At 34.8% G+C, this 24,822-nt stretch carries 27 protein-coding genes and 1 pseudogene; 11 read left to right on the forward strand and 17 right to left on the reverse strand.

The window, feature by feature from the left end; translation table 11 throughout:
* Positions 1-47: 47 nt before the first annotated feature.
* From ACFQ02_RS02910 to ACFQ02_RS02930, 5 genes are all read left to right on the forward strand, one after another.
* The gene (locus ACFQ02_RS02910; protein ID WP_380819084.1) at positions 48-1,238 is read left to right on the forward strand and encodes a M20 metallopeptidase family protein; all 1,191 of its coding nucleotides are present in this window, start codon (positions 48-50) and stop codon (positions 1,236-1,238) included.
* A gap of 15 nt (positions 1,239-1,253) precedes the next feature.
* Positions 1,254-1,859, forward strand: a complete 606-nt coding sequence (locus tag ACFQ02_RS02915; RefSeq protein WP_380819086.1) for a trimeric intracellular cation channel family protein — start codon at positions 1,254-1,256, stop codon at positions 1,857-1,859.
* Positions 1,860-2,056: 197 nt separating this feature from the next.
* Entirely contained in the window at positions 2,057-2,740 is a 684-nt protein-coding gene (gene can / locus ACFQ02_RS02920) for a carbonate dehydratase (protein WP_380819088.1), read from the forward strand.
* A gap of 65 nt (positions 2,741-2,805) precedes the next feature.
* Positions 2,806-3,888: a 5-(carboxyamino)imidazole ribonucleotide synthase gene (gene purK, locus ACFQ02_RS02925; RefSeq protein WP_380819090.1), complete on the forward strand. Its 1,083-nt coding sequence runs from the start codon at positions 2,806-2,808 to the stop codon at positions 3,886-3,888.
* Positions 3,889-4,007: 119 nt separating this feature from the next.
* Positions 4,008-5,198: an amino acid aminotransferase gene (locus tag ACFQ02_RS02930; protein WP_380819092.1), complete on the forward strand. Its 1,191-nt coding sequence runs from the start codon at positions 4,008-4,010 to the stop codon at positions 5,196-5,198.
* Positions 5,199-5,259: 61 nt separating this feature from the next.
* Here the strand turns inward: ACFQ02_RS02930 and ACFQ02_RS02935 are convergent, their stop codons facing one another.
* The 9 genes from ACFQ02_RS02935 to rlmE form a co-directional block, all read right to left on the reverse strand.
* Positions 5,260-6,027: an ABC transporter permease gene (locus ACFQ02_RS02935; protein ID WP_380819096.1), complete on the reverse strand. Its 768-nt coding sequence runs from the start codon at positions 6,025-6,027 to the stop codon at positions 5,260-5,262.
* Positions 6,024-6,950 carry an ABC transporter ATP-binding protein gene (locus tag ACFQ02_RS02940; protein WP_380819099.1) on the reverse strand — a complete coding sequence of 309 codons (927 nt, stop codon included), beginning with the start codon at positions 6,948-6,950 and terminating at the stop codon, positions 6,024-6,026. The genes ACFQ02_RS02935 and ACFQ02_RS02940 overlap by 4 nt, the downstream gene beginning before the upstream one ends.
* A gap of 11 nt (positions 6,951-6,961) precedes the next feature.
* The gene (locus ACFQ02_RS02945; protein WP_380819584.1) at positions 6,962-7,498 is read right to left on the reverse strand and encodes an elongation factor P hydroxylase; all 537 of its coding nucleotides are present in this window, start codon (positions 7,496-7,498) and stop codon (positions 6,962-6,964) included.
* 75 nt (positions 7,499-7,573) lie between these two features.
* On the reverse strand, positions 7,574-8,434 hold the full coding sequence (gene htpX, locus ACFQ02_RS02950; protein ID WP_380819102.1) for a protease HtpX: 861 nt from the start codon (positions 8,432-8,434) through the stop codon (positions 7,574-7,576).
* Between the two features lie 149 nt (positions 8,435-8,583).
* Positions 8,584-9,708 carry a bifunctional chorismate mutase/prephenate dehydrogenase gene (gene tyrA / locus ACFQ02_RS02955; RefSeq protein ID WP_380819104.1) on the reverse strand — a complete coding sequence of 375 codons (1,125 nt, stop codon included), beginning with the start codon at positions 9,706-9,708 and terminating at the stop codon, positions 8,584-8,586.
* Between the two features lie 27 nt (positions 9,709-9,735).
* Positions 9,736-10,806, reverse strand: a complete 1,071-nt coding sequence (locus ACFQ02_RS02960; protein WP_380819107.1) for a 3-deoxy-7-phosphoheptulonate synthase — start codon at positions 10,804-10,806, stop codon at positions 9,736-9,738.
* A gap of 212 nt (positions 10,807-11,018) precedes the next feature.
* On the reverse strand, positions 11,019-11,777 hold the full coding sequence (locus tag ACFQ02_RS02965; RefSeq protein ID WP_380819109.1) for an SDR family oxidoreductase: 759 nt from the start codon (positions 11,775-11,777) through the stop codon (positions 11,019-11,021).
* Positions 11,778-11,839: 62 nt separating this feature from the next.
* A complete protein-coding gene (gene ftsH, locus ACFQ02_RS02970) occupies positions 11,840-13,735 on the reverse strand; it encodes an ATP-dependent zinc metalloprotease FtsH (RefSeq protein WP_380819111.1) in 1,896 nt (631 codons plus the stop codon).
* Positions 13,736-13,829: 94 nt separating this feature from the next.
* Positions 13,830-14,459 (reverse strand): 23S rRNA (uridine(2552)-2'-O)-methyltransferase RlmE, encoded by a 630-nt coding sequence (rlmE, locus tag ACFQ02_RS02975; RefSeq protein ID WP_380819112.1) that lies wholly within the window; start codon positions 14,457-14,459, stop codon positions 13,830-13,832.
* Positions 14,460-14,574: 115 nt separating this feature from the next.
* Between rlmE and yhbY the strand changes: the two genes are divergently transcribed.
* Complete coding sequence (gene yhbY, locus ACFQ02_RS02980; RefSeq protein ID WP_380819113.1) at positions 14,575-14,871, forward strand: ribosome assembly RNA-binding protein YhbY; 297 nt, start codon at positions 14,575-14,577, stop codon at positions 14,869-14,871.
* A 40-nt stretch (positions 14,872-14,911) separates the two neighbouring features.
* On the opposite strand, the gene greA is transcribed toward yhbY, so the two are convergent.
* The gene (gene greA / locus ACFQ02_RS02985; RefSeq protein WP_380819115.1) at positions 14,912-15,388 is read right to left on the reverse strand and encodes a transcription elongation factor GreA; all 477 of its coding nucleotides are present in this window, start codon (positions 15,386-15,388) and stop codon (positions 14,912-14,914) included.
* 433 nt (positions 15,389-15,821) lie between these two features.
* Here greA and nrdA point away from each other — a divergent pair, with 433 nt between their 5' ends.
* Complete coding sequence (gene nrdA / locus ACFQ02_RS02990) at positions 15,822-18,092, forward strand: class 1a ribonucleoside-diphosphate reductase subunit alpha (RefSeq protein ID WP_380819117.1); 2,271 nt, start codon at positions 15,822-15,824, stop codon at positions 18,090-18,092.
* A 122-nt stretch (positions 18,093-18,214) separates the two neighbouring features.
* Here the strand turns inward: nrdA and rplT are convergent, their stop codons facing one another.
* From rplT to ACFQ02_RS03020, 6 genes and pseudogenes are all read right to left on the reverse strand, one after another.
* Entirely contained in the window at positions 18,215-18,568 is a 354-nt protein-coding gene (rplT, locus tag ACFQ02_RS02995; protein ID WP_005596075.1) for a 50S ribosomal protein L20, read from the reverse strand.
* 58 nt (positions 18,569-18,626) lie between these two features.
* Complete coding sequence (gene rpmI, locus ACFQ02_RS03000; RefSeq protein ID WP_005596065.1) at positions 18,627-18,824, reverse strand: 50S ribosomal protein L35; 198 nt, start codon at positions 18,822-18,824, stop codon at positions 18,627-18,629.
* 148 nt (positions 18,825-18,972) lie between these two features.
* Positions 18,973-19,530, reverse strand: coding sequence for a translation initiation factor IF-3 (gene infC / locus ACFQ02_RS03005; RefSeq protein WP_380819120.1), 558 nt, complete (start codon positions 19,528-19,530; stop codon positions 18,973-18,975).
* A 198-nt stretch (positions 19,531-19,728) separates the two neighbouring features.
* On the reverse strand, positions 19,729-21,660 hold the full coding sequence (thrS, locus tag ACFQ02_RS03010) for a threonine--tRNA ligase (RefSeq protein ID WP_380819122.1): 1,932 nt from the start codon (positions 21,658-21,660) through the stop codon (positions 19,729-19,731).
* A gap of 429 nt (positions 21,661-22,089) precedes the next feature.
* Positions 22,090-22,272, reverse strand: a complete 183-nt coding sequence (locus tag ACFQ02_RS03015) for a ribbon-helix-helix protein, CopG family (RefSeq protein ID WP_380819124.1) — start codon at positions 22,270-22,272, stop codon at positions 22,090-22,092.
* A 305-nt stretch (positions 22,273-22,577) separates the two neighbouring features.
* Positions 22,578-23,276, reverse strand: a pseudogene (locus tag ACFQ02_RS03020) (hypothetical protein); the annotation flags it as partial.
* Here ACFQ02_RS03020 and ACFQ02_RS03025 point away from each other — a divergent pair.
* The 3 genes from ACFQ02_RS03025 (at position 23,251) to ACFQ02_RS03035 (ending at position 24,174) form a co-directional block, all read left to right on the forward strand.
* A complete protein-coding gene (locus tag ACFQ02_RS03025) occupies positions 23,251-23,505 on the forward strand; it encodes a DUF6378 domain-containing protein (protein WP_380819126.1) in 255 nt (84 codons plus the stop codon). The pseudogene ACFQ02_RS03020 and the gene ACFQ02_RS03025 sit on opposite strands and share 26 nt — an antisense overlap.
* An 89-nt stretch (positions 23,506-23,594) precedes the next feature.
* Positions 23,595-23,870 carry a type II toxin-antitoxin system RelE/ParE family toxin gene (locus ACFQ02_RS03030; protein WP_380819128.1) on the forward strand — a complete coding sequence of 92 codons (276 nt, stop codon included), beginning with the start codon at positions 23,595-23,597 and terminating at the stop codon, positions 23,868-23,870.
* 10 nt (positions 23,871-23,880) lie between these two features.
* Complete coding sequence (locus ACFQ02_RS03035) at positions 23,881-24,174, forward strand: HigA family addiction module antitoxin (RefSeq protein ID WP_380819130.1); 294 nt, start codon at positions 23,881-23,883, stop codon at positions 24,172-24,174.
* 47 nt (positions 24,175-24,221) lie between these two features.
* Here the strand turns inward: ACFQ02_RS03035 and ACFQ02_RS03040 are convergent, their stop codons facing one another.
* Entirely contained in the window at positions 24,222-24,485 is a 264-nt protein-coding gene (locus tag ACFQ02_RS03040) for an ogr/Delta-like zinc finger family protein (protein WP_380819132.1), read from the reverse strand.
* Positions 24,486-24,635: 150 nt separating this feature from the next.
* Here ACFQ02_RS03040 and ACFQ02_RS03045 point away from each other — a divergent pair, with 150 nt between their 5' ends.
* A complete protein-coding gene (locus tag ACFQ02_RS03045) occupies positions 24,636-24,806 on the forward strand; it encodes an mRNA interferase (RefSeq protein ID WP_380819134.1) in 171 nt (56 codons plus the stop codon).
* Positions 24,807-24,822: the final 16 nt, after the last annotated feature.

Raw genomic sequence — 24,822 nt, forward strand, 5'->3', positions numbered from 1 at the left:
TTACTATATAATACGGTTGCGTACATTAAATACTCAAAGAGGATAATATGTCTTATTTAGAAAAAGCAAAAAGATTTTTTAATGAAGCACAAGCAGTAAGAAGACAAATACATGAAAATCCTGAAATAGGTTTTAAGTTGCCACAAACAATAAAATTAATTAAACAGAAACTGGATGAACATAATATTTCTTACAGTCATTTAGGCGATACAGATGCAATCGTAGGAACATTAGGCGATGCAAAAAAAGGTAAAACTTTACTGCTTAGAGCTGATATGGATGCCATACCAATGCTAGAAGAGGCTGGTCTAGAATTTTCTTCTAAAAAAGATTGTGCTCATCTTTGTGGACATGATATGCACGCAACATCATTACTTGTCGCCCTTATTATGCTAAAAGAAGATGAAGATAAATTAAACGGACAAATTAAATTTTTATTCCAACCTGCTGAAGAAACTCTAAACGGTGGCAAGTTAATGCTAGAAAGTGGCATACTTGAAAATCCTAAGCCCGATGCTGGTATGGCTATACATATGTGGCCTAGTGGAGAAAAATTAGGAATATTAATAAATAAACAAGAAGCTCTTTGCTCTGCACTAAATTTTAAAATAGAAATTGAAGGTAAAGGGGCTCACGGAGCATTGCCTTATACTGGAATTGATCCTGTATTTGTTGCTTCACAAATAATTAATGGAGCAAATGCAATTTTATCAAGAGAATTGCCATCTAACAGAGGGGCATCAATTTCTATGGGATATATTAATGCTCTAGGTGGTGCTATAAATATAATTCCACCTAAAGTATATATAGAGGGAACTTCAAGATCTTTATATGGTGATTCAGCTCAGCTTGTAGCAGAAAGACTTCCCGAAATAGTAGAACATATTGGAAAAGCATTTAGAGCAAAAACTAAGTATGAAGTAGTTGCAAATGCACCTGCACTTACTAATACACCAGCTATGTCAGCCCTTGTAAAAGAATCAGCAGAACAAGTTTTAGGCGATAATTACGAAATAAAATATATAGAACCCGCACTTGCATCAGAAGATTATGCTTACATAGCAAGCGAATTACCTGAATCTTGTTACTTCTTTGTATCTTGTCCACTTCCTGATAAAGATGGAAATGTCTTTGCAGTGCACCATCCTAAAGTTGTTTTTAATGAAGAAGCTCTCATAATTGGACCTGCTACAATGGCTCAAGCTGCGGTAAACTGGTTAAATAAACATTCTCTTTAACACGAGTAAATATAAATGGAAATAAATATAGTTATATTTCTGGAATTAATAGGCACCGTAGCATTCGCTGTTTCAGGTGCTAAAGTTGCAATTCAGGAAAAAATGGATTTATTGGGAATTTGTATACTAGGCGTTACTACAGCCGTAGGGGGAGGTATTATACGAGATATTATTTTAGGCATAACACCACCAGCTGCTTTTCAGCAACCGATTTATATTACCGTAGCTTTAATAATATCTTTTTTAACTTTTTTGCTAGATGATAAAAAAATTTTTAATATTAATAATCGATTTTATTCCTTTATTGACGCCCTTGGTCTTGCCGTATTTACAATAGTAGGTGCTTTAGCTGGAGTTTCTAGTGGAAATATGTTTTTAATTATTTTTGTTGGAACGACTACAGGTGTAGGTGGCGGTGTTATGAGAGATGTTTTTGCGAGCAGAAATCCTATAATTTTTCAAAAAAATGTTTATGCCACAGCCTCTTTAATTGGTGTTATTGCATTTACTTTAATACAAAAATACAATCAAAACTTGGCTGCTATTCTTGGAGGAACTATTATTTTCTTTCTTAGAGCTTTAGCACTTAAATTCAATTGGGAGTTACCAAAAGCTAAATAAGTCCAAGTTTACTTAAATGTTCAGAAAATTCGCATGTTTTATACTATCATCATGTTAATCCATTCTGTAATTCTAAGATATAGCTGAAGATATAATTATCACAGAGATGACATAGATTTTACTCAATTGATTTCTATTTCCTCCTTAGTTATTTTTCAGTTATACTGACCTGTCAAACTACATTGGAGCAGTAAATAATGAAAAAAATTGAGCAACTTTTTGCCAATAACTATAGTTGGGCAACTCGCATGAAGGAGGAAAATTCCAATTATTTTCAAGAACTAGCAGATCATCAAACACCAAGCTATTTATGGATTGGCTGTTCTGATAGCCGTGTTCCAGCTGAGAAATTAACTAACTTAGGACCTGGTGATCTATTTGTACATCGTAATGTAGCAAATCAAGTGATTCATACTGATTTAAACTGTTTATCAGTAGTACAATATGCTGTTGATGTGCTAGATATTGAGCATATAATAATTTGTGGCCATACTAACTGCGGTGGAATTAAAGCAGCAATGTCACAGCAAGATTTAGGATTAATCAATAATTGGCTATTGCATATTCGTGATATTTGGTTCAAACATAGTCACTTACTTGGTAAAATGTCGCCAGAAAAACGAGCCGATATGCTGACAAAACTAAATGTTGTCGAGCAAGTTTATAACTTAGGACGCTCCTCAATTGTTAAATCAGCTTGGCAGCGAAATAAAAAATTATCTTTACATGGTTGGGTATATGATGTGAACGATGGTTTTCTAGTCGATCAAGGAATGATAGCAACAAGCAGAGAAAGCTTAGAAATCAGCTACTTAAATGCTATTGCAAGAATGTTAAAATTAAATGAAGAAGATATGTTAAAAAAAGAACATCAGAAATAACCGCACTTTTCCTTATTATTTATTATTGAATAATTATTTGAACACAACATTAAAAAGGATTATACATGCAAAAAAGTACTTTATACCCTACAATTTATGTTTTGGGTAATGGTCAGTTAGGGCAAATGTTACGTTATGCAGGTGCACCTTTAGATATTGATGTACAACCATTAGCATTTACTGAACCATTGTTCGTTCTTCCTGATGACGCAATAATCACCACTGAAATTGAACGTTGGGAAAAAACACCACTTACAGAGATGTTAGCAAATCATCCTCAGTTTATTAATCGTAATGTATTTAGTTTGCTAGCAGATCGATTCTCTCAAAAAAAGCTTCTTGATGAATTAAATTTGTCTACCTCACCATGGTGTACTTTAGAGAGTTTAGGTGAATGGCAACATATTTTTGATCAAATTGGTGAAAAAGTCGTAGTAAAACGTCGTACAGGCGGGTATGATGGACGTGGACAATGGATTATTTCAAAAGAAAATCAACAAATTATTACTAAAGATCTGGTTAATAATGTTATTGTAGAAAAATTTATTCCTTTTGATTATGAAATATCACTAGTCGGAGCAAGATTTAAAAATGGTGATACTCGATTTTATTCTATAACTCATAATTTACAGCAAGATGGCATTTTGCGTTACAGCGTCACTGATATTGATTTAAATTCATTACTACAACAAAAAGCGGAACAAATGCTGTCAAAAATTATGCATAAATTAGAGTACGTCGGGGTCATGGCAATGGAATGCTTTGTTATCAACGAAAACTTGCTTATTAATGAACTAGCTCCTCGTGTACATAATAGTGGACATTGGACACAATCAGGTTGTGTAATTAGTCAATTTGAATTACATTTACGTGCTTTATTAGATCTCCCTACTCCACCGCTACAAACTATAATGCCAAGTGTTATGGTCAATCTAATTGGCACAGCACATAATAGTCAATGGCTTAGTTTGCCCTTTGTTCAATTACATTGGTATGGTAAAACAGTTCGTCAAGGTCGTAAAGTTGGGCATATCAATTTATCACATCCAAATAAAAAAGTGTTGCTAAACCAATTAGAACAATTAGGTCAAATGTTACCTGTTGATTATCAATCGGGGTTAAATTGGGTGATTGAAAAATTGAGTTAACTTAAACAAAATCAAGCAGATTTTAATTAAACAATTTATATTCAACAAAATTTTGTTAATATAATTCATTGGAAATAAAAATAACGTTAATACAACATACTATATAAGGACTAATCATTATGTTTGAAAACATTCAAGCGGCTCCAGCTGATCCAATTTTAGGATTGGGAGAAGCTTTCAAATCAGAAACTCGAGCTAATAAAATTAATTTAGGTATTGGTGTTTACAAAGACGCTAAAGGCAATACTCCGATTATGAAAGCTGTTAAAGAAGCAGAGAAGCTTTTGTTTACGACAGAAACGACAAAAAATTATTTAACAATTGATGGCATTGCAGACTTCAATCAATTAACTCAGATACTTTTATTTGGTCAAGAATCCGAAGTTATTACGAAAAAACGAGCAAAAACAGTTCAAAGTTTAGGTGGTACAGGTGCATTAAGAATTGCAGCTGAATTTATCAAGCGTCAAACTAAGGCTCAAAATGTATGGATTAGCACGCCGACTTGGCCTAATCATAATGCTATTTTCAATGCTGTAGGAATTACTATTCGTGAATATCGCTACTACGATGCTGAACGTAAGGCTTTGGATTGGGATAATTTGATAGAAGATCTCAATAATGCCAGTGAAGGCGATGTTGTGCTATTACATGGATGCTGTCACAATCCAACGGGAATTGATCTTACTCCTGCACAATGGCAAGAACTAGCACAAATGTCTGCACAAAAAGGCTGGTTACCATTATTTGATTTTGCCTATCAAGGGCTTGCTAATGGTTTAGATGAAGATGCGATAGGCTTACGCACTTTTGCTGCTAATCATAAAGAATTATTGATTGCTAGCTCTTATTCTAAAAACTTCGGCTTATACAAGGAACGCGCTGGTGCTTTTACTTTAGTAGCTGAAAGTGAAGCTATTGCTGCAACCGCATTAACACAAGTAAAATCTATTGTACGCACGCTTTACTCAAATCCTGCATCACATGGTGCAGCGACAGTAGCATTAGTACTTTCTGATGATAAGTTAAAGACAGAATGGATAGCAGAATTAACTGAAATGCGTGAACGTATTAAAAAAATGCGTCATCTTTTTGTTGAATTATTAAAGCAATATGGTGCAAAACAAGACTTTGACTTTATCATTCAACAAAATGGTATGTTTTCATTTAGTGGCTTAACTCCAGAACAAGTAGATCGCTTAAAAAATGAATTTGCTGTCTATGCTGTACGCTCTGGACGGATTAACGTTGCTGGAATCACGGAAGATAATATTAATTATCTTTGTGAAAGTATTGTGAAAGTACTATAACCTCAATATTTATTGCTAGAAATCACCGCACTTTTAAAGTGCGGTGATTTTTCAACAAGTTTTAACTTTTCAAGCCTACTCCATGACTAATTAAATAGTAAGCAACGCTATAAAGAGCAATAATAAAAATACTCAAAACACAAAAAGTGTAAATTAATCCAACGTCACTAATCCCAAGAAATCCATAGCGAAAACCATTAATCATATAAACAATAGGATTAAGTTTTGATACCCATTGCCAAAAGGTAGGTAATAAACTTATAGAATAAAAAACACCTCCTAAATAAGTAAGAGGTGTTAAAACAAAAGTAGGAATAATGCTAATATCATCGAAAGAACGAGCAAAAATAGCATTAATTAAACCGCCCAAAGCAAAAACAGCCGTAGTCATCACTAAAGTGCAAAATACAATCGACCATGAATAAACATCAAAAGAAACAAAACATAATGCTACGATAGTAACTAATCCCCCAACGCATAAACCTCGAGCAATGCCACCAGAAATATACCCTAAAATAATGACGTGAGTTGAAGTAGGTGAAATTAATAATTCCTCTACATTGCGAACAAATTTTGTACTGTAAAAAGATGATGCTACATTAGTAAAAGAATTCGTTAATGATGACATCATAATTAAGCCTGGTACAATAAATTGCATGTAGCTAAAACCACTCATCTGCCCAATACGACTACCAATCAACTGTCCAAAAATAACAAAATATAAAGTCATAGTAATAACTGGAGGCACTAGCGTTTGTATCCAAATTCGCATAAATCGTCTAATTTCTTTCGTAACGATAGTTTGATAAGCAACCCAAGTTAAATTCATTGTTTTTCTCCTTCAGGTTTGTTTAATGCCATCGAAATAAATAATTCTTCTAAACGGTTAGCTTTATTTCGCATACTTAATACTTTAACACCTTGTTCTGTTAATTGACTAAATAATAAATTTAACCCTTGTTGGCGTTTTACTTCTACTTCAAGGCAATTGTTATCGGAAAGTGCGGTACGATAATTCATAATTTTCAAATTATTCAAATTACCTGCTAAATCTAAAATAAAAGTTTCTGTTTCTAGCTTTGATAGCAGAGATTTCATTGTCGTATTCACAACTAAACGACCTTGTTGAATTATACCAATATGCCGACACAGCATTTCTGCCTCTTCTAAATAATGAGTAGTTAAAATGATCGTTGTACCCTGTTCATTAAGCTCACGCAAAAATGTCCACATCGTACGACGTAGTTCAATATCTACTCCAGCTGTAGGTTCATCTAGAATCAATAATTTAGGGTTATGCATTAATGCTCTTGCTATCATCAAGCGACGTTTCATTCCACCAGATAATTGCCGAGACTGTTGATAACGCTTATCCCATAAATCTAATTTTTTCAACCAATTTTCTGCTCGTTTTAATGCTTCTTTGCGTTCAATTCCGTAATAACCAGCTTGATTTACTAAAATATCTAACACATATTCAAAAGCATTAAAATTAAATTCTTGTGGCACAAGTCCGATATTTTGTTTAAGTGCGGTTGGATTCTCATCTAAATCTATTCCAAATACTTTTACCTTACCTGCTGTCTTATTTACTAGTGAGCAAATAATGCCAATAGCAGTGGATTTACCAGCACCATTATGTCCAAGCAATGCATAAAAATCTCCTGATTTCACTTTAAGATCAATTCCATGCAACGCTTTTACACCGTTTTTATATTCTTTTTCTAATTTACTTATTTCGAGAGCAAACATTCCATTTCCCATTAAATTCGAGTTACATCAAATTGTTTTAAATCAATGTAATTTGGTGTGCCATAAAAATCAGCTAAAGCCTGTCTTAATTTTTCCGCACGCTTAGGCAATCCTTTTTCAGCATAAATTTTAACCTGTTCATATACGGCTTGTTTGAAAGGCTGAGTATCGCCTGGATTCCCATCTAAATTGTCGCTACTAGCAAAGTAACGAAAACCAGCTGCAGTCGCTAAAATCCATTCTATCGCTTGCGGTTTTACTTCTACTTTTTCAAATTCACGCTGTCGCTGAGCTGATCTCCCATCAGGCTCATACCAATAACCGAACTCCTCTAATTTTCGTCTTTCTTTACCTGCCACTAACCAATGTGCAATTTCATGTAATGCACTACTATAAAATCCCCTTGCAAAATAAATAGCATGATATGGAACACGATCATTAGCAGGAACATAAAGAGGTTCTTCTCCCCCTTTAACTAATTTAGTGTTGTATTCCTGTTCAAAAGTGCGGTTAAAAATTCCAATAATATCTTTTAATTTATGTTCTATTTCTAACAGTTTCATCTTAATATCCTAAAAATGAAGGACGCTTAGGTGCGTCCCTCATTATCCACTGTTTTTAAATTATTTCAAACTATCTAAATTACGCAAAGCTTCGATCCGTTTTTCTAGCGGTGGATGGCTTAAAAATAACGTAAACAATCCTCCTCGCTTACTATTAATTGCGAATGCCGCTAGCTGTCCTTCCATTTCTTGTGGTTCGTGTAATTTTTGTAAACGCTGTAAAGCAGCAATCATTTTATGTTTACCAACTAACTCAGCTGAACCTGCATCCGCTCTAAATTCCCGATAACGAGAAAACCACATAGCAATAATGCTGGCAAGTAAACCAAATACGATTTCTAATACCATGGAAATGACAAAATACATACTTTGACTAACCTCACCATCTCGATTACTTGCCGCTGCTTTTGCAAGAATTCTAGAAATAAAAATGACAAACGTATTTAATACCCCTTGTAATAGAGTCATTGTGACCATGTCACCATTTTTTATATGACTGATTTCATGTGCCAGTACTGCTTCTGCCTCATCTCTCGTCATTTCATTTAACAGTCCTGTACTTACTGCTACTAATGAATTATTTTGGCTCGGACCTGTAGCAAATGCATTTACGTCTGTTGAATGATAAATTGCTACTTCTGGCATCGGTAATTGAACTTTTTGAGATTGTTGCTGTATAGTCTGAAGCAACCAACGTTCTTGTTCATTACGAGGTTGTTGGATAATTTCTCCATTAACTGAACGCAATGCCATGGTTTTTGATAAAAATAAAGAAATTAGTGAACCACTGAAACCAAATAAGGCTGCCATAATTAACAACCCCATCGTATCTTGAGAGTGAATACCAGTTAAGCTTAAAATAATATTGAATACGACTAACACAGCCATATTAGTTGCTAAAAATAGCAAAATTCTCATCATAAAAATACCTCGTTAGTAAAAGTAAAGTAGAGTTAAGTATTAATCAGTAAATAGTTGCTAAATTATCAATTTCAAGAGGTTATATAAAAATAAAAAAATTGCGATGAATTTGTAAAATTTTCACCGCACTTATCATTCATTAATAAAGGTTAACTACGTCGATAATCGTTTGCTTGTTTTAGAAGCTGATGACTTTCTTTTAGAAACTGTTGAGAATAATTACCAAACCATTGTTTTACTTGATTAAAACAATCAATAAAACCCTGTTTATCCCCATTTTCAATAAATTTTAAACTTTCTTCATAGCTTTGTTGCATACTTTTAATTACGGTTAAATTTTCTGGTTTATCCATGATAATATCCGCATAAAGTCCTCCATCTTGAGCAAATAATCTACCAATCATCGCTAATTCCAAACGATAGATAGGAGAAGATAAAGCTAATAATTTCGATAATTGGACTGGTTGCTTTGATAAGTGTAAACCACTTGCAAAAGTAGAAAAATGACGTAATGCTTGTACATAGGTCATGTTTTGATCATGCTCTATTGCATCAACGCAATAAATTTTAGCTCCCCAAATTTGAATTTGATCTAAAAACCATTGATAACGTTCTAGATAACGACCATCACAACGAACAACAATTTGTTTAGCCATACTTTCAATATCTGGACCAAACATTGGATGTAATCCTACTACCGCACCAGAATGTACTTCTAACATTTTCTTTAATGGTAAGCACTTAACAGAAGTTAAATCTGTCAATAGCATATTTTCTGTTAAATATGGTCGCAATGATTCAATAACTTCTTGTGTATCACAAATAGGTACAGAAACTATTACTACATTAGCACCAGCTAAAATTTTACCCGCATTTAACCAATCTGCTTTGTCTAAAATTGATACTGGATAACCTGATGCACTAAGATAACTAGCGAATAATCCACCTAGTTTTCCTTTCCCGCCAACAATAACAATTTTCTTAATAGCAGGATTTACTGTTTTAAAACCATATTGGTTTTCACTAGCATAAGATTCTCGCATTAAACGACGTAATACATCTTCAATTAACTCAGCGGAAACACCTATATTCTCAGCTTCTTTTCTACGAGCAAGTAACATATCAGCTTCACGATCAGGTACATAAATAGGTAAACCTTTTTTATGTTTGAGTTCTCCAACTTTTTTGACTAATGACAAGCGTTTCTCGATCAATTGCAATAGTTCGCGATCAAGCTGATCAATCTCTGCCCTTAACTCTTGTAATGATTCCACAAATATTCCTTTTTCACACTAATATTTTTAATTTTCTCTGTTTTTCAAAACATCAGCAAGTTTTCTTAATAATTGCTCTGTAGTTTCCCAGTCAATACAAGCATCCGTAATTGATACACCATATTTCATTTCACTTATTAGTTGATCCGCACTTTGATTACCTGCATAAATATTGCTTTCTAACATTAACCCAATAATAGATTCGTTACCCGCCATAATTTGTCGCACAGCTTCTTCTGCAATTATAGGTTGACGACGATAATCTTTATTTGAATTACCATGACTGCAATCTATCATAATCGCTGTTTCAAGCCCCGCTTTTTGTAATTCTTGCTCACATTGTGCCACAAATTCTGGCTGGTAGTTCGGTGCTTTGCCCCCACGCAAAATAACGTGTCCATCAGGATTTCCCGCAGTATGCAATAAATTTACTTGACCTTGTTGATTGATACCAATAAAGCTATGCCCCATTGAAGCTGCTTTCATAGCATTAATTGCCGTTGACAAACTACCATCAGTACCATTCTTAAAACCTACTGCCATTGATAATCCTGATGCTAATTCACGATGAGTCTGTGATTCTGTAGTTCTTGCTCCAATTGCTGACCAACTGAATAAATCAGCCATATATTGAGGCGTAATAGGGTCTAGAGCTTCTGTTGCTAAGGGTAATCCAAGCTCCGACAATTCAAGCAATAATTGACGAGCAATATGAAGACCGTGTTCAACATCAAAAGTACCATCTATTTTGGGGTCATTGATTAAACCTTTCCAACCTACAGTGGTTCTTGGTTTTTCAAAATAAACTCTCATTACAATGTAAAGTTGTTGTGACAGTTCTTTTGACAATTTTTGTAGTCGTTGTGCATAATCTATCGCAGCAAGAGGATCATGAATTGAACAAGGTCCAATAACCACCAACAACCGTTTATTTTTCTTATGAATAATATCTGCAACTTCTTTACGACTTCGTTCAATTTGACGATGTAATTCAGCTGGTAACGGTAATTTTTCTTTTAATTCCTGTGGTGTCACTAATACTTTTTCATTGATAATATTAACATTATGGATACTGTCTTTATAATTTACTTTATTCATACTACTTCCTTTATGCTTACAACAAAACATGTAAAATATTATATACAATATATGTACATATAAAGTTACACTTTATCTTTTAAAATTTCAACTGTTTTTATCATTTTTATCACTTAATACAATAAAAACATCTTTAATACAAAAAAGCCTTTCAAAAGAGAAAGGCTATAAATTTCTACCGCACTTTTAGATTAGTAATATCAGTTATTCCCTTATACTATTGATTTTTTTGCTACAGCAAGAGGTGAAAATGTTTGTGCTACTGGCATTACTTCAATACGATTAATATTAACATGCGGAGGTTGATTATTTAGCCATAACACAATTTCTGCAATATCTTCTGGTTTTACATAATCAATATGCTCATATACTTTCGCAGCTTTCTGAACATCACCTTTAAAGCGTACATTAGAAAATTCAGTATCACCACAAAGTCCAGGCTCAAGATTGGTCACTTTTATAGCAGTTCCTGCTAAATCAGCCCGTAAATTTAAACTAAATTGTTTAACAAAAGCTTTAGTCCCACCATAAACATTACCTCCTGGATAAGGATAATTCCCAGCGATTGAACCTAAGTTGATAATATGGCCACTATTTCTATCAACCATTTGTGGCAAAATCAATCTTGTAACAGTTACTAATCCTTTAATGTTAGTATCAATCATCTGATACCAATCATTCAGATTAGTTTTATGAGCAGGTTCTAATCCTAAAGCTAAACCAGCATTATTTATTAGTAAATCAACCGCACTTAGCGATTTCGGTAAACTATTTAATGCTTTTTCAATTGCGGCCGTATCTCTCAAGTCAAAAGCTAAAGGATAAAAACTTTCACCAAACTCATTTTTAAGCTTATCCAAACGCTCAGTGCGTCTTCCAGTACCAATTACTTGATAATTTGCTTGGATTAGCTTACGACAAATAGCCTCACCAAAGCCAGCCGTTACTCCCGTAATTAATGCTATTTTCATCTATCTATTATCCTTAATTAAAAAAAATCAGGAGTATTATACCCCTGATTTCTATCATCAAATTAATCTTGATCGGATTTTTCTGAATTTTCTACCGCACTACAACGCTTTTCACTTTCATTTGATTGAGTAACTTTAGGTTCGTTATCAACCCAGCCTGAAGGTGGCGTGACAATTTCTCTATTCATTAATTGCTTAATTTGTTCTTCTTCAATAGTTTCATATTTCACTAAAGCATCTTTCATCGCATGTAAAATATCCATATTATCATTTAGAATTTGTCTAGCTCGTTCATAATTTCTGGTCACAATTAAACGGACCTCTTCATCAATTAAATGTGCGGTTTCATCTGACATATGTTTTGCTTTAGCCATTGATCTTCCTAAAAACACTTCACCTTCATCTTCAGTATAAAGAATCGGTCCTAATTTTTCAGAAAATCCCCATTGAGTGACCATATTGCGAGCAATATTTGTTGCAACTTTAATATCATTTGATGCACCAGTAGAAATATTTTCCTCTCCATAAATCAACTCTTCTGCTAAACGCCCAGCATAAAGAGTGGAAAGTTTACTTTCCAGTTGTTTTTGACTAATACTAATCTGATCACCTTCTGGCAAAAAGAATGTAACTCCTAAAGCACGACCTCTTGGGATAATAGTAACTTTATGAACAGGATCGTGTTCAGGTACTAAATAGCCAACTATTGCATGTCCAGCTTCATGATAAGCAGTTGATTCTTTTTGTTTTTCTGTCATTATCATAGTCCGACGTTCAGGTCCCATATTGATTTTATCTTTTGCTTTTTCAAATTCCAACATAGTTACTAAACGTTTGTTAGTACGTGCAGCAAAAAGTGCGGCTTCATTAACTAAATTTGCCAAATCAGCTCCTGAATAACCTGGAGTTCCTCTTGCTAAAGTCATCGCATCAACATCATCACCGAGTGGTACTTTTCGCATGTGTACTTTTAAAATATGCTCACGTCCACGTACATCAGGCAAACCAACCACTACCTGACGATCAAATCGACCTGGACGAGTCAAAGCTGGATCAAGGACATCTGGTCGGTTAGTTGCTGCGATAACTATCACACCTTCGTTTCCTTCAAAACCGTCCATTTCTACTAACATCTGGTTAAGAGTTTGTTCACGTTCATCATGACCACCTCCTAATCCTGCTCCCCGCTGACGACCAACAGCATCAATTTCATCAATAAAAATCAGGCAAGGTGCATTCTTTTTTGCCTGCTCAAACATGTCTCTCACTCGAGAAGCCCCAACACCAACAAACATCTCGACAAAGTCAGAACCAGAGATTGTAAAAAATGGGACTTGAGCCTCACCAGCAATAGCTTTAGCTAATAAAGTTTTACCAGTTCCAGGCGGACCAACCATTAAAATACCTTTTGGAATTTTTCCTCCAAGTTTTTGGAATTTATTAGGATCACGCAAGAAATCCACGATCTCACCGACTTCTTCTTTAGCTTCATCGCAACCAGCAACATCGGCAAAAGTCGTTTTAATTTGCTCTTTAGTAAGCATTTTAGCTCGACTTTTTCCAAAGCTCATTGCTTTACCGCCACCGCCTTGCATTTGACGCATAAAAAACAACCACACGCCAATCAGCAATATCATTGGAAACCAAGAAATTAGAATTTGAGCTAAAAATCCACGTTTTTCAGGTAAACTACCTTCCACTTTAACTTTTTTATTCAATAAATCATTAAGCAACTTATCATCATAAATTGGCATAACTGTAGAATATTTTGAACCATCTGTTTTGGTTACAAGCAATTCATTTTCATTAAAACGGACCTGCCCTACTTGATTATTTCCGACATCGGAAATGAAACTCGTATAATCCGTTAAATTATCGCTAGAGTTACCGCTAAAACTTTGATATGCAGTCATCATAACAACAGCTACAATAATCCAAAGTATTAAATTTTTTACCATATCACTCAAGGTTTTACCTCGTTTATTCTTAAGTTAATAATTTGTCACAAGCTTACTACATTCGATACTAAATTTAAAGCTATCAAATTTATTGTTAATGTTTGTAACCTGTTGCAACGATATATACTTCTCGAGAACGCCCTCGTGAAGCCTCAGGTTTACGAACTTTGACTACTGAAAACAAAGATCTAATTTCTTTCAAATAATCATCAAATCCTTCACCTTGAAATACTTTTACTACAAAACTCCCTTTTGGTGCCAATACTTGCTTGCACATATCTAATGCTAACTCTACTAAATACATGGCTCGTGGAATATCTACTGAAGGCATACCGCTAAAGTTTGGAGCCATATCAGACATCACTACATCAACTTTACTCTCTCCAACTCGTTCTAGCAAAGCTTTAAGTACATTTTCATCACGAAAATCTCCTTGTAAAAAATCAACACCAACAATAGGATCCATGTCTAAAATATCACAAGCAATCACTCTACCGCGCTGACCAATCTCACTAACAACATACTGTGACCAACCACCTGGAGCAGCTCCAAGATCTACTACGGTCATGCCTTGTTTAAATAGGCGATCTGTTTGCTGAATCTCATCAAGTTTAAAATAAGCTCTAGAGCGTAATTTTTGTTTGTGTGCTTTTTGCACAAATGGATCATTAAAATGTTCGTTCAGCCAACGGCTTGAACTTGCCGATCGTTTTTTCTTTCCCATAATGTTTTAAATTTTGTGGTAGTTTTCTCAATATAAGGTTAAAATCTCAGGGTTCAAGTCGGAAATATTACTTTTTATAAATCTGACCGCACTTTTTACTATCAGGATAACAAAGATGAAATTATCAACTAAACAAAAACAGTTTCTAAAAGCACTAGCACACCACTTAAACCCTGTCGTAATGCTCGGCAACAATGGTCTTACTGAAGGTGTAGTTGCTGAAATTGACAACGCATTAAATCATCACGAACTTATAAAAGTCAAAATTAATGGTTCGGATCGCGAAACTAAACAGTTAATTATTAATGCAATCATTCGTGAAACTAAAGCCTGCGAAGTACAAACTATAGGACATATTTTGGTACTTTATCGTCCCTCAAAAGAATCAAAAATTCAGCTACCCCGTCAATGAATTAAATTCTAATCTATCTACAAAGACGCCTGAAGCGTCTTTATTTGTACTCTACTTCAATAATATCAAATTCTACTGCACCACCAGGAGTCATAATATTAACTGTATCATCAACTTCTTTACCAATTAAACCACGAGCAATAGGAGAATTGACCGAAATCAAACCGCACTTTATGTCTGCTTCATCATCACCAACAATACAATAAGTAACTTCTTCATCAGTATTAACGTTTAATAACATGACCGTTGCACCAAAAATCACTTTGCCATTATTAGGTATTTTTGTTACATCAATAATTTGACAATTAGCAAGCTTACCTTCAATTTCTTGAATACGTCCTTCACAGAAACCTTGCTGCTCTCGAGCCGCATGATACTCTGCATTTTCTTTTAAATCACCATGTTCTCGTGCTTCCGCAATAGCTTTAATGATTTCTGGGCGACGAATATTTTTTAGTACATCTAACTCTTTTCTTAACAGTTCTGCACCCCGTATTGTCATTGGAATTTGTTTCATAAAAATTAAATTACCCTTTTTAAAATAAAAAACAAAACGACGCCAGAAAATACTCTCTGTCGTAGCCTAAATATAATCAGAAAAGCGATAAAACATTTTGCTCTCGCTTACTCAATTACTATTATTGTTCGCTAAAAAAAAAATAGCAACTGAAAATACTAATTATTACTTTAACCTTGTATTAATTATCTTCAAAAGTATAAGTTTTATCACTGTATAAATTTTAAAATCCAAATTCTTTTTTTACAATAAATTTACAATAAAAATTCTTCTTATTTATAAGTAAGTTATTTACTGTCAAGAATAGGGAGAAAAATTTAACACTTGAATTTTATATGATAACACATTATCTTGTATAAAATTTTTAGATTCTCACTATATCTAGTGTTTTATATAATCTAGATAGTCATACAAATACAGAGTAAAACCGCCTATGAACAACGCATTGATGGTCACAAAGCGTGACGGAAGACTAGAGCCTATTGACTTAGATAAAATTCACCGAGTTATTACCTGGGCAGCAAAAGGATTAGAAAATGTTTCTGTTTCTCAAGTAGAGTTGCGTTCTCATATTCAATTTTATGAAGGAATCCGTACTTCTGATATTCATGAAACTATCATAAAAGCTGCAGCAGATTTAATCAGTAAAGATACACCTGATTATCAATATTTAGCAGCTCGTTTAGCAGTATTTCACCTTCGTAAAAAAGCGTATGGTCATTTTGAGCCCCCTAAACTTTATGATCATGTAAAAAAATTAGTACGTATGGGAAAATATGATACCTCCCTTTTAACTGATTATAGTCGCGAAGAATGGGATGAAATGGATAACTTTTTGGATCATTGGCGGGATATGGATTTTTCCTATGCGGCAGTGAAGCAATTAGAAGGGAAATATCTAGTACAAAATAGAGTTACTGGTGAAATTTACGAATCTGCTCAATTTTTATATTTATTAGTAGCTGCTTGTTTATTTTCAAAATACCCAAAAGAAACGCGTTTGAACTATATTAAACGTTTTTACGATGCTACATCAACTTTCAAAATTTCACTCCCAACACCGATTATGTCTGGAGTGAGAACCCCGACACGTCAATTTAGTTCTTGTGTATTGATTGAATGTGATGATAGCCTAGACTCGATCAATGCGACCGCCTCAGCAATTGTAAAATATGTATCTCAGCGTGCAGGTATAGGAGTTAATGCTGGAGCAATCCGTGCTTTAGGTAGTTCTATTCGTGATGGTGAGGCTTTCCATACAGGCTGTATCCCATTTTATAAATACTTCCAAACAGCAGTAAAGTCTTGCTCACAAGGTGGAGTTCGTGGTGGTGCTGCAACAGTTTATTATCCAATTTGGCACTTAGAAGCTGAAAGTTTGTTAGTACTGAAAAATAATCGTGGCGTAGAAGACAACCGTGTTCGCCATATGGATTATGGTGTACAACTAAACAAATTAATGTATCAACGCTTAATCAAGGGTGGCGACATTACTTTATTTAGTCCGTCAGATGTGGAAGGACTTTACGAAGCTTTTTTTGCTGATCAAGAAAAATTTGAACAACTTTATACACAATATGAACAAGATCCAAATATTCGGAAACGTACTGTAAAAGCAGTCGAATTATTCTCTTTACTCATGCAAGAGCGAGCATCTACAGGAAGAATTTATATTCAAAACGTTGATCATTGTAATACTCACTCGCCATTTGATCCAAAACTCGCACCTATTCGTCAATCAAATCTATGTTTGGAGATCGCTTTGCCAACTAAGCCGCTAACTCACATTAATGACGAAAATGGCGAAATTGCTCTTTGTACTCTTTCTGCATTCAATTTAGGGAAAATTGACAACCTTGATGAATTAGAAGAATTAGCAAATCTCGCTGTGCGTGCTTTGGATGCTTTATTAGACTATCAAAATTATCCAGTAAATGCTGCACGACATAGCTCCTTAGGTAGACGTGCATTAGGTATTGGGGTAATTAATTACGCCTACTATTTAGCTAAAAATGGTGTACGTTATTCAGATGGTAGTGCTAATGACTTAACTCATCGCACTTTTGAAGCTATACAATATTATTTACTAAAAGCTTCGATGAATTTAGCGAAAGAGCAAGGAGCATGTGAATATTTCCATCAGACTACTTATGCTAAAGGCATTTTGCCAATTGACACTTATAAAAAGGACATTGACACTCTCACTCAAGAGCCTTTACATTATGATTGGGAAACTTTACGCAAAGAGATTCAAGAATTTGGTTTAAGAAATTCCACATTAACTGCATTAATGCCATCGGAAACATCTTCTCAAATTTCTAACGCTACTAATGGCATTGAACCACCACGTGGGCATGTAAGCATTAAAGCTTCTAAAGATGGCATTTTGAAACAAGTCGTTCCTGATTATGAAAATTTAAGTGATAATTATGAATTATTATGGGATATTCCAAATAACGATGGTTACATTAAGCTAGTCGGTATTATGCAAAAATTTGTAGACCAAGCTATTTCAGCAAATACTAATTACGATCCTGCTCGTTTTGAAGATGGTAAAGTTCCAATGAAACGCTTACTAAATGATCTATTAACTGCTTATAAATATGGTTTAAAAACACTATATTATCAAAATACTCGTGATGGTGCGGAAGATGCACAGAATGACTTAGATGATGGCTGTGCTGGCGGGGCTTGTAAAATTTAAAACTTAATAAAAGAACCGCACTTTTAAAGTGCAGTTCTTTATACCTTATTGTTATTACATTTTCTTTCCTAAATAGAAATAAAAAAGGACGCACTAGCGTCCTAATTTTACACTATAATCAATTAAAGTGCAGATTTTGCTTTTTCTACTAAAGCAGCAAAAGCCACTTTATCGAATACCGCAATGTCAGCTAAAATCTTACGATCTATTTCAACAGAAGCTTTTTTCAACCCATTGATAAATTTACTGTAAGATAAACCGTTTTGACGAGCTGCTGCATTAATACGAGCAATCCACAATTGACGGAACTGACGTTTACGTTGACGACGGTCACGATATGCATATTGACCAGCTTTGATCACTGCTTGAAATGCAACACGATACACACGTGAACGTGCACCATAATAACCTTTAGCAGCCTTAAGTACTTTCTTATGGCGTGCTCTTGCAATAACACCACGTTTTACACGAGCCATTATCTAATCTCCTATGTCTTATTTAATTAACTAAAATTTACTAAATGTACGCCCATGCTTATGCGTATGGCAAGCAGGCTACGACTAAAACTTGGTCTGCTTTCGCAACCATAGATTTATGACGCAAATGACGTTTACGTTTAGTTGTTTTTTTAGTCAGAATATGACGTAAATGAGATTGTTTACGTTTGAAACCGCCTGAAGCTGTTTTCTTGAAACGCTTAGCAGCACCACGTACAGTTTTAATTTTTGGCATTTTAACTCCGCATTGTTTAAAATTTAAAATTACTACGAATTTCATGTCTATTATTCAGACTTAAGCTATCGTAGTTTCTCATCATATAATAATTAGGCGAATAAAAAGTCTAAAAACAATATCCTTTTATTACTTGACAGTGCACTAACTATTTCTTTTTAGGGGCAAGTACCATAATAGCTTGGCGACCTTCTAATTTGCCAGGAGCAGATTCTACTATAGCAATTTCCGCAAGGTCATTTTTTACACGTTCTAACACGTCCAAACCAATGTCTTGATGAGCCATTTCACGTCCACGGAAGCGAACTGTAACCTTAGCTTTATCCCCATCTTCTAAAAAGCGAATCAGGCTGCGTAGTTTTACCTGATAGTCGCCTTCATCTGTACCAGGACGGAATTTAACTTCCTTCACTTGTACAACTTTCTGCTTTTTCTTTTGCTCTTTTGCAGCTTTTCCTTTCTCATAAAGAAACTTACCATAATTCATAATTCGGCATACTGGAGGTTCAGCATTCGGACTAATTTCGACAAGATCTAATTCTACAGCCTCTGCTTGATTCAAAGCTTCTTGAATACTAACTATCCCAGCTTGCTCACCATCTTGATTAATTAAACGAACTTCTTTTACTCGAATTTCTTCATTGATTCGGTTTGGGCGATTCGTTACAGGTGCTTTTTTTACGGTTTTAATGGTTTGATCCTCCATCAGGTTAAACTACAAATCATACTTGTTAAATAATAAGCAAAAGATATGACTTCCATCCGCTCAAATTGAGCAAAACGAGCGAATTTTAAGGGATTTTTACTTTTTATGCAAGACGTTAATCATTTAAAACAATTAAATTATTATAAATATCACCGCACTTTATTCTATGATAATAATAAAGTGCGGTAATTTTAAAAACTATTCTTCTCCAATTAATTTCAGTTCACGATTTCTAATTTGAGTTTTTAAAATTTGTACAAAATCTTCTACTTTATACGTACCTAAATCAGTGCCTTTACGAGTACGTACAGAAATTTTACCTTCTGTAATTTCTTTATCGCCACATACTAACATATAAGGAACTCGACGGATTGTATGCTCTCGTACTTTAAAACCAACTTTCTCGTTACGAAGATCAGATTTAGCACGAATTCCTGCTGCGGAGAGTGCTTTTACAACATTTAGCACATAATCAGATTGACTATCGGTAATATTCATTACAACGGCTTGCACTGGTGCTAACCAAGATGGGAAAAAGCCTGCATACTCTTCAGTAAGAATACCAATAAATCGTTCAAGTGAACCTAAAATCGCTCGATGAATCATTACAGGAACATGGCGATCATTATTTTCTGCAACGTAAGATGCATTTAAGCGAGACGGTAAGGCAAAATCAAGTTGAATCGTACCACATTGCCATTCACGATCTAAGCAATCACGCAGTGCAAATTCAATTTTAGGACCATAAAATGCACCTTCTCCCTCTTGAATTTCATATTGTAAACCGTTTGCAGTCAATGCTGCAGCAAGTGCATTTTCTGAACGTTCCCAAATTTCATCAGTACCAATACGTTTTTCAGGACGAGTAGATAATTTAACTTGAATATCAGAGAATCCAAAAGTGCTATAAATATCATACACCATGCGAATACAACTAGTCACTTCGGTTTCAATTTGATTTTCAGTACAGAAAATATGAGCATCATCTTGAGTAAACCCTCTTACACGCATTAAACCGTGTAAAGAACCTGAAGGTTCATTGCGATGGCAAGATCCAAACTCTGCCATACGAATAGGTAAATCACGATAAGATTTCAAACCTTGATTAAAAATTTGCACGTGTCCAGGGCAATTCATCGGCTTGATCGCATATTCACGGTTTTCTGATGATGTAGTAAACATTAGATCACCATAATTCTGCCAATGCCCTGTTTTTTCCCATAAAACACGATCCATCATGAAAGGACCTTTGACTTCTTGATAATCATATTCTTTTAATTTAGTACGAACAAAAGTTTCTAATTCGCGAAAAATTGTCCAACCATCATTGTGCCAAAACACCATGCCTGGTGCTTCTTCTTGCATGTGATAAAGATCAAGCGCTTTACCAATTTTACGGTGATCTCGTTTTGCGGCCTCTTCCAAACGATGTAAATAATCAGCAAGTTGTTTTTTATCTGCCCATGCCGTGCCATAGATTCGTTGTAGCATTTTATTTTTACTATCACCACGCCAATATGCACCAGCAATTTTTTGCAATTTGAAATGATGACAAAAACGCATATTCGGCACATGAGGACCTCTACACATATCAATGTACTCTTGATGGAAATACAACGCTGGACGAGAAGTGCGGTCAATATTTTCATCCAAAATTGCCATTTTATAGGATTCACCACGTTGTTCAAAAGTATCTCTTGCTTCTTGCCAGCTTACAGCTTTTTTCACTACATCATAATTAGTTTTTGCCAGCTCTAACATGCGTTTTTCTAATTTATCTAAATCTTCTTGTGTTAAAGAGCGGTCAAGATCAATATCATAATAAAAACCATTATCGATAGTCGGTCCAATTGCCATTTTTACATTAGGAAATAACTGCTTAATAGCGTGCCCAAGTAAATGAGCTGTAGAATGTCTAATGATTTCTAAACCATCTTCATCTTTAGCAGTAATAATTTCAAGGCTAGCATCTTCATTAATAAGATCACAAGCATCACGGCGTTCACCGTTAACACGGCCTGCGATTGTTGCTTTAGCGAGTCCCGCCCCAATACTTTGAGCGACGTCTAACACAGAAACTGGTTGTTCAAAATGACGCTGTGAACCGTCAGGTAGAGTGATAATTGGCATTTTAAATCCTTATACAGTGGTAACCCATACGAAAGGTTACATGTTCATTTAAAAAATAAAAAAGGGAAAACTCCCCCATCATGTGATTATACGTGCAAAAACACTTTAATTTTATGCTTACAGTGTATAAAAATCGCTGTGGATTCTAACATAGTTTATTTTCTTTGAAAAATTTTTTAGCGTTTCATCAGATATAAACTAGAAAAAGCATGTGATGAACTTTATGACTAAATTTAATCCACTTAAAATATCAATATTTTGTGTGTTGTTATGGTTTTTAGTGGTTGCGATGTGGTTCGGTTGGTCTGTGTTGTTTTGTTGTTATTATTTTGTTAAATGCCTAGATATTTTAATCATTTCAAAAAATAAAGCCTATTTTTAAATAGGCTTTAGTGATAGGAGTAATATATATTATGCGTGCGTATTATATCACCCTTTTGATTTTTTAAATAGTTCAACGGCTTGAATGATTAATTGGTTTTGCGGTATGCCGTTATCTTTTGCCAGTTGTTCTATTTCTTCTACTATTGTTTTAGGGAGTTTAAAGGATTTTACTTTAATTCCGTGTTTCTCTTCGCTACGCTTAACTATTTCACTTCTTGACAATGCCATATTGTTTCCCTTATATTTATTTGAGCTAAAGGGGAGGGAACAGCCTCCCCTTAGATCTAGTCTAGTAAGCTGGTAAGCTTACCATTAATCCGACTAGCAGGATGACAATGATGATAATGAAACGGTTCATTGTTCTTTCCTCTCAAATATCGTAAGGATTAAGCCTTACACTCACTTTCAAGCCTGTTCTTGAAAGTGATTATATTATATATTAGTCTACTAATATACGCAAGCATTTTTTTATTAAAAGCCCTTGATTTTTAAGGGCTTTTTTATTGTTTGCTGATTGTTTGAGCTGTCTTTTTTTATTCTATGATTGGCGTGAGTTTGGCTTTCTCGGCGGTGGCTTGGCTTGATTGTCCGCTAAAGGTGTTTGATTGGTCTGGGGTTGGTCCGCCGTTGTGGGTGTGGCTGGCGGTTGTGCTGGCGAGGTCTGCCAATATTTGAATGATTTCCTCTAATATTCTAAATATGTTCTGTCCCTCGCTTCCCATATATGAAAGCGGTGCCACTAGTCTATTTTTTGTTTCTGATATGCGTTGGGCTACGCCTTGAACATGTTCTTGTAAGGTGCCTGCCACGCCTAGCGATTGATTTGAGGCGGTGACCTGTTGAATATTGCCAATGACATTAACCGTTTGATTGCCACCGATATTGAGTTGATGATCGGCGTCAATGTCGTGTTGTGATGTGCCTATCTGTTTCACTTCTTGGTCGGTTTTGATGTGGCGTGTGAATGATTGGTCTAATATGTCTTGGTCTGTCACTCGGCTTTTGTTGCCTGCTTGGTCGGTGCGTTCATACACTTCTGGGCGTTGTTGTTTTAATTGTTCGCCGACGGCGACCGCTGGCAGTGTTTTGCCTTGGGCTAACATGGTTCTGATGAATGGTTTGTCGCTTCGTCCATAGGCAAAACCCACCTCTACAATAGTGCCGACTTCTGGAAAACAAAAATCACCACCTTGTGAGGCGGTACTCGTGACTGGCAACGGTACAGCAGGATACGGCAGTTATGACACATTCGCCCAGATTTACGGCGATTTGCGAGAAGTCATTGAACCACAGGCACAAAAATTAAACTGGCAACAACGCACATCAATTGAAATGATATTATTCAAAATCACACGCATACTAAACAAAGGAGCCACACATCAAGACAACTGGCAAGACATCGCAGGCTACGCCCTATTAGCACTATTAGGCGGTGATTTACATAACTCAACAAAAAAATAAATAGGTAATTTAATTCAAAGTGCAGTTGGAATATTTTGTTTTTTTCTTTTTTGTGATATATTTATATCACATTATTTGTGAGTATTACTATGATTAAGAGTTTCAAGCATAAAGGCTTAAAGCAATATTTTGAAAAAGGAATAACGAAAGGTATTCAACTTAATCATCAACGAAAAATTGACGGTATTCTTGATTTGATTGATTCAGCAGAACGTGTTGATGAATTTATGTCATTTTATCAATGTCACGAATTAAAAGGTGATAGAAAGGGTGTTTATTCAATGACAGTTAATGGGAATTGGCGGATTACCTTTGAATTTATTGATGGTGATGCATATATTTTAAATTATGAAGATTATCATTAAGGAGGCTTTAATGCGTAAACCAGCACATCCAGGGCAAGTTTTATTAGATGGGTTTATTGAGTCAAATAATATTAAGATTAAAGAACTGGCAGATCATCTTGGGTTTTCTCGTGAGACGTTATCAAGAGTACTACATGGTAAAACGCCTATGACTGTGAATTTAGCATTAAGTTTAGAAGAAGCGGGGATTGGCTCCGCAAGATTGTGGCTGAATTTGCAAACTAAATATGATTTGTGGGAATTGAAACAAAAACGAAGCCATCATATTTCGCCTTTCCATATATCTGCTCATAGTTATGCTTAGAAAAGAGAAGAATTTTTAAAAGCCTGTTTAAAACACAGGCTTTTTTGTCAAACCGCCTCAATCATTTTTTTTAATTGCTGCTTGTCTTGTTCAGAGAGAAGACTGATCACATCTTCAAGTAATCTATCTTTAGAGAGTTTAGAGGTCTTTACCACGTGCGAGCGTTCAAAGTTATATACCTCAGATTGGCAGCATTGCGGATTGGTACAGGTTATATAAATTCTAGCGAAACCGTCAGAAAGAAAATCAGAACGACGGATAAAACAACGACTCCCACACACACCGCACTTCACTTTCAACACATTAGCCATAATATAACCCATTGAAAAAAATAAAAAAATATTATAGCATAATAGATATAATCAACAAGCAAACATTTATACTCAAAAGTATAAAATAATCTTGACAAATATACATAAACGTATATAATAAATTTATCTTAACCAAACATAGGAGATTAAGTGAAGCCTAAACAATTTCTAAAATATCTACAAGATAACGGCGTTTTAATTGAACAAGGTAAGAAGCATTACCAATTAAGCCTAAATGGAAATAAAACGCAACTAACACGAAGTTCAAGAGATATACCAAATGCAACTATCTCAAGAATTAAGAAAACATTAGAAATGTAATAAACTAAGCCACTAT

The sequence above is a fragment of the Seminibacterium arietis genome, assembly GCF_042675725.1.
In the GTDB taxonomy this organism is placed as follows: domain Bacteria; phylum Pseudomonadota; class Gammaproteobacteria; order Enterobacterales; family Pasteurellaceae; genus Seminibacterium; species Seminibacterium arietis.

Coding starts and splice junctions, on each gene's coding strand:
- ACFQ02_RS02910 (WP_380819084.1), top strand. CDS start 48: ATGTCTTATTTAGAAAAAGCAAAAAGATTTTTTAATGAAGCACAAGCA.
- ACFQ02_RS02915 (WP_380819086.1), top strand. CDS start 1,254: ATGGAAATAAATATAGTTATATTTCTGGAATTAATAGGCACCGTAGCA.
- can (WP_380819088.1), top strand. CDS start 2,057: ATGAAAAAAATTGAGCAACTTTTTGCCAATAACTATAGTTGGGCAACT.
- purK (WP_380819090.1), top strand. CDS start 2,806: ATGCAAAAAAGTACTTTATACCCTACAATTTATGTTTTGGGTAATGGT.
- ACFQ02_RS02930 (WP_380819092.1), top strand. CDS start 4,008: ATGTTTGAAAACATTCAAGCGGCTCCAGCTGATCCAATTTTAGGATTG.
- ACFQ02_RS02935 (WP_380819096.1), bottom strand. CDS start 6,027: ATGAATTTAACTTGGGTTGCTTATCAAACTATCGTTACGAAAGAAATT.
- ACFQ02_RS02940 (WP_380819099.1), bottom strand. CDS start 6,950: ATGTTTGCTCTCGAAATAAGTAAATTAGAAAAAGAATATAAAAACGGT.
- htpX (WP_380819102.1), bottom strand. CDS start 8,434: ATGATGAGAATTTTGCTATTTTTAGCAACTAATATGGCTGTGTTAGTC.
- ACFQ02_RS02960 (WP_380819107.1), bottom strand. CDS start 10,806: ATGAATAAAGTAAATTATAAAGACAGTATCCATAATGTTAATATTATC.
- ACFQ02_RS02965 (WP_380819109.1), bottom strand. CDS start 11,777: ATGAAAATAGCATTAATTACGGGAGTAACGGCTGGCTTTGGTGAGGCT.
- ftsH (WP_380819111.1), bottom strand. CDS start 13,735: ATGGTAAAAAATTTAATACTTTGGATTATTGTAGCTGTTGTTATGATG.
- rlmE (WP_380819112.1), bottom strand. CDS start 14,459: ATGGGAAAGAAAAAACGATCGGCAAGTTCAAGCCGTTGGCTGAACGAA.
- yhbY (WP_380819113.1), top strand. CDS start 14,575: ATGAAATTATCAACTAAACAAAAACAGTTTCTAAAAGCACTAGCACAC.
- greA (WP_380819115.1), bottom strand. CDS start 15,388: ATGAAACAAATTCCAATGACAATACGGGGTGCAGAACTGTTAAGAAAA.
- nrdA (WP_380819117.1), top strand. CDS start 15,822: ATGAACAACGCATTGATGGTCACAAAGCGTGACGGAAGACTAGAGCCT.
- rplT (WP_005596075.1), bottom strand. CDS start 18,568: ATGGCTCGTGTAAAACGTGGTGTTATTGCAAGAGCACGCCATAAGAAA.
- rpmI (WP_005596065.1), bottom strand. CDS start 18,824: ATGCCAAAAATTAAAACTGTACGTGGTGCTGCTAAGCGTTTCAAGAAA.
- infC (WP_380819120.1), bottom strand. CDS start 19,530: ATGGAGGATCAAACCATTAAAACCGTAAAAAAAGCACCTGTAACGAAT.
- thrS (WP_380819122.1), bottom strand. CDS start 21,660: ATGCCAATTATCACTCTACCTGACGGTTCACAGCGTCATTTTGAACAA.
- ACFQ02_RS03015 (WP_380819124.1), bottom strand. CDS start 22,272: ATGGCATTGTCAAGAAGTGAAATAGTTAAGCGTAGCGAAGAGAAACAC.
- ACFQ02_RS03030 (WP_380819128.1), top strand. CDS start 23,595: ATGATTAAGAGTTTCAAGCATAAAGGCTTAAAGCAATATTTTGAAAAA.
- ACFQ02_RS03035 (WP_380819130.1), top strand. CDS start 23,881: ATGCGTAAACCAGCACATCCAGGGCAAGTTTTATTAGATGGGTTTATT.
- ACFQ02_RS03040 (WP_380819132.1), bottom strand. CDS start 24,485: ATGGCTAATGTGTTGAAAGTGAAGTGCGGTGTGTGTGGGAGTCGTTGT.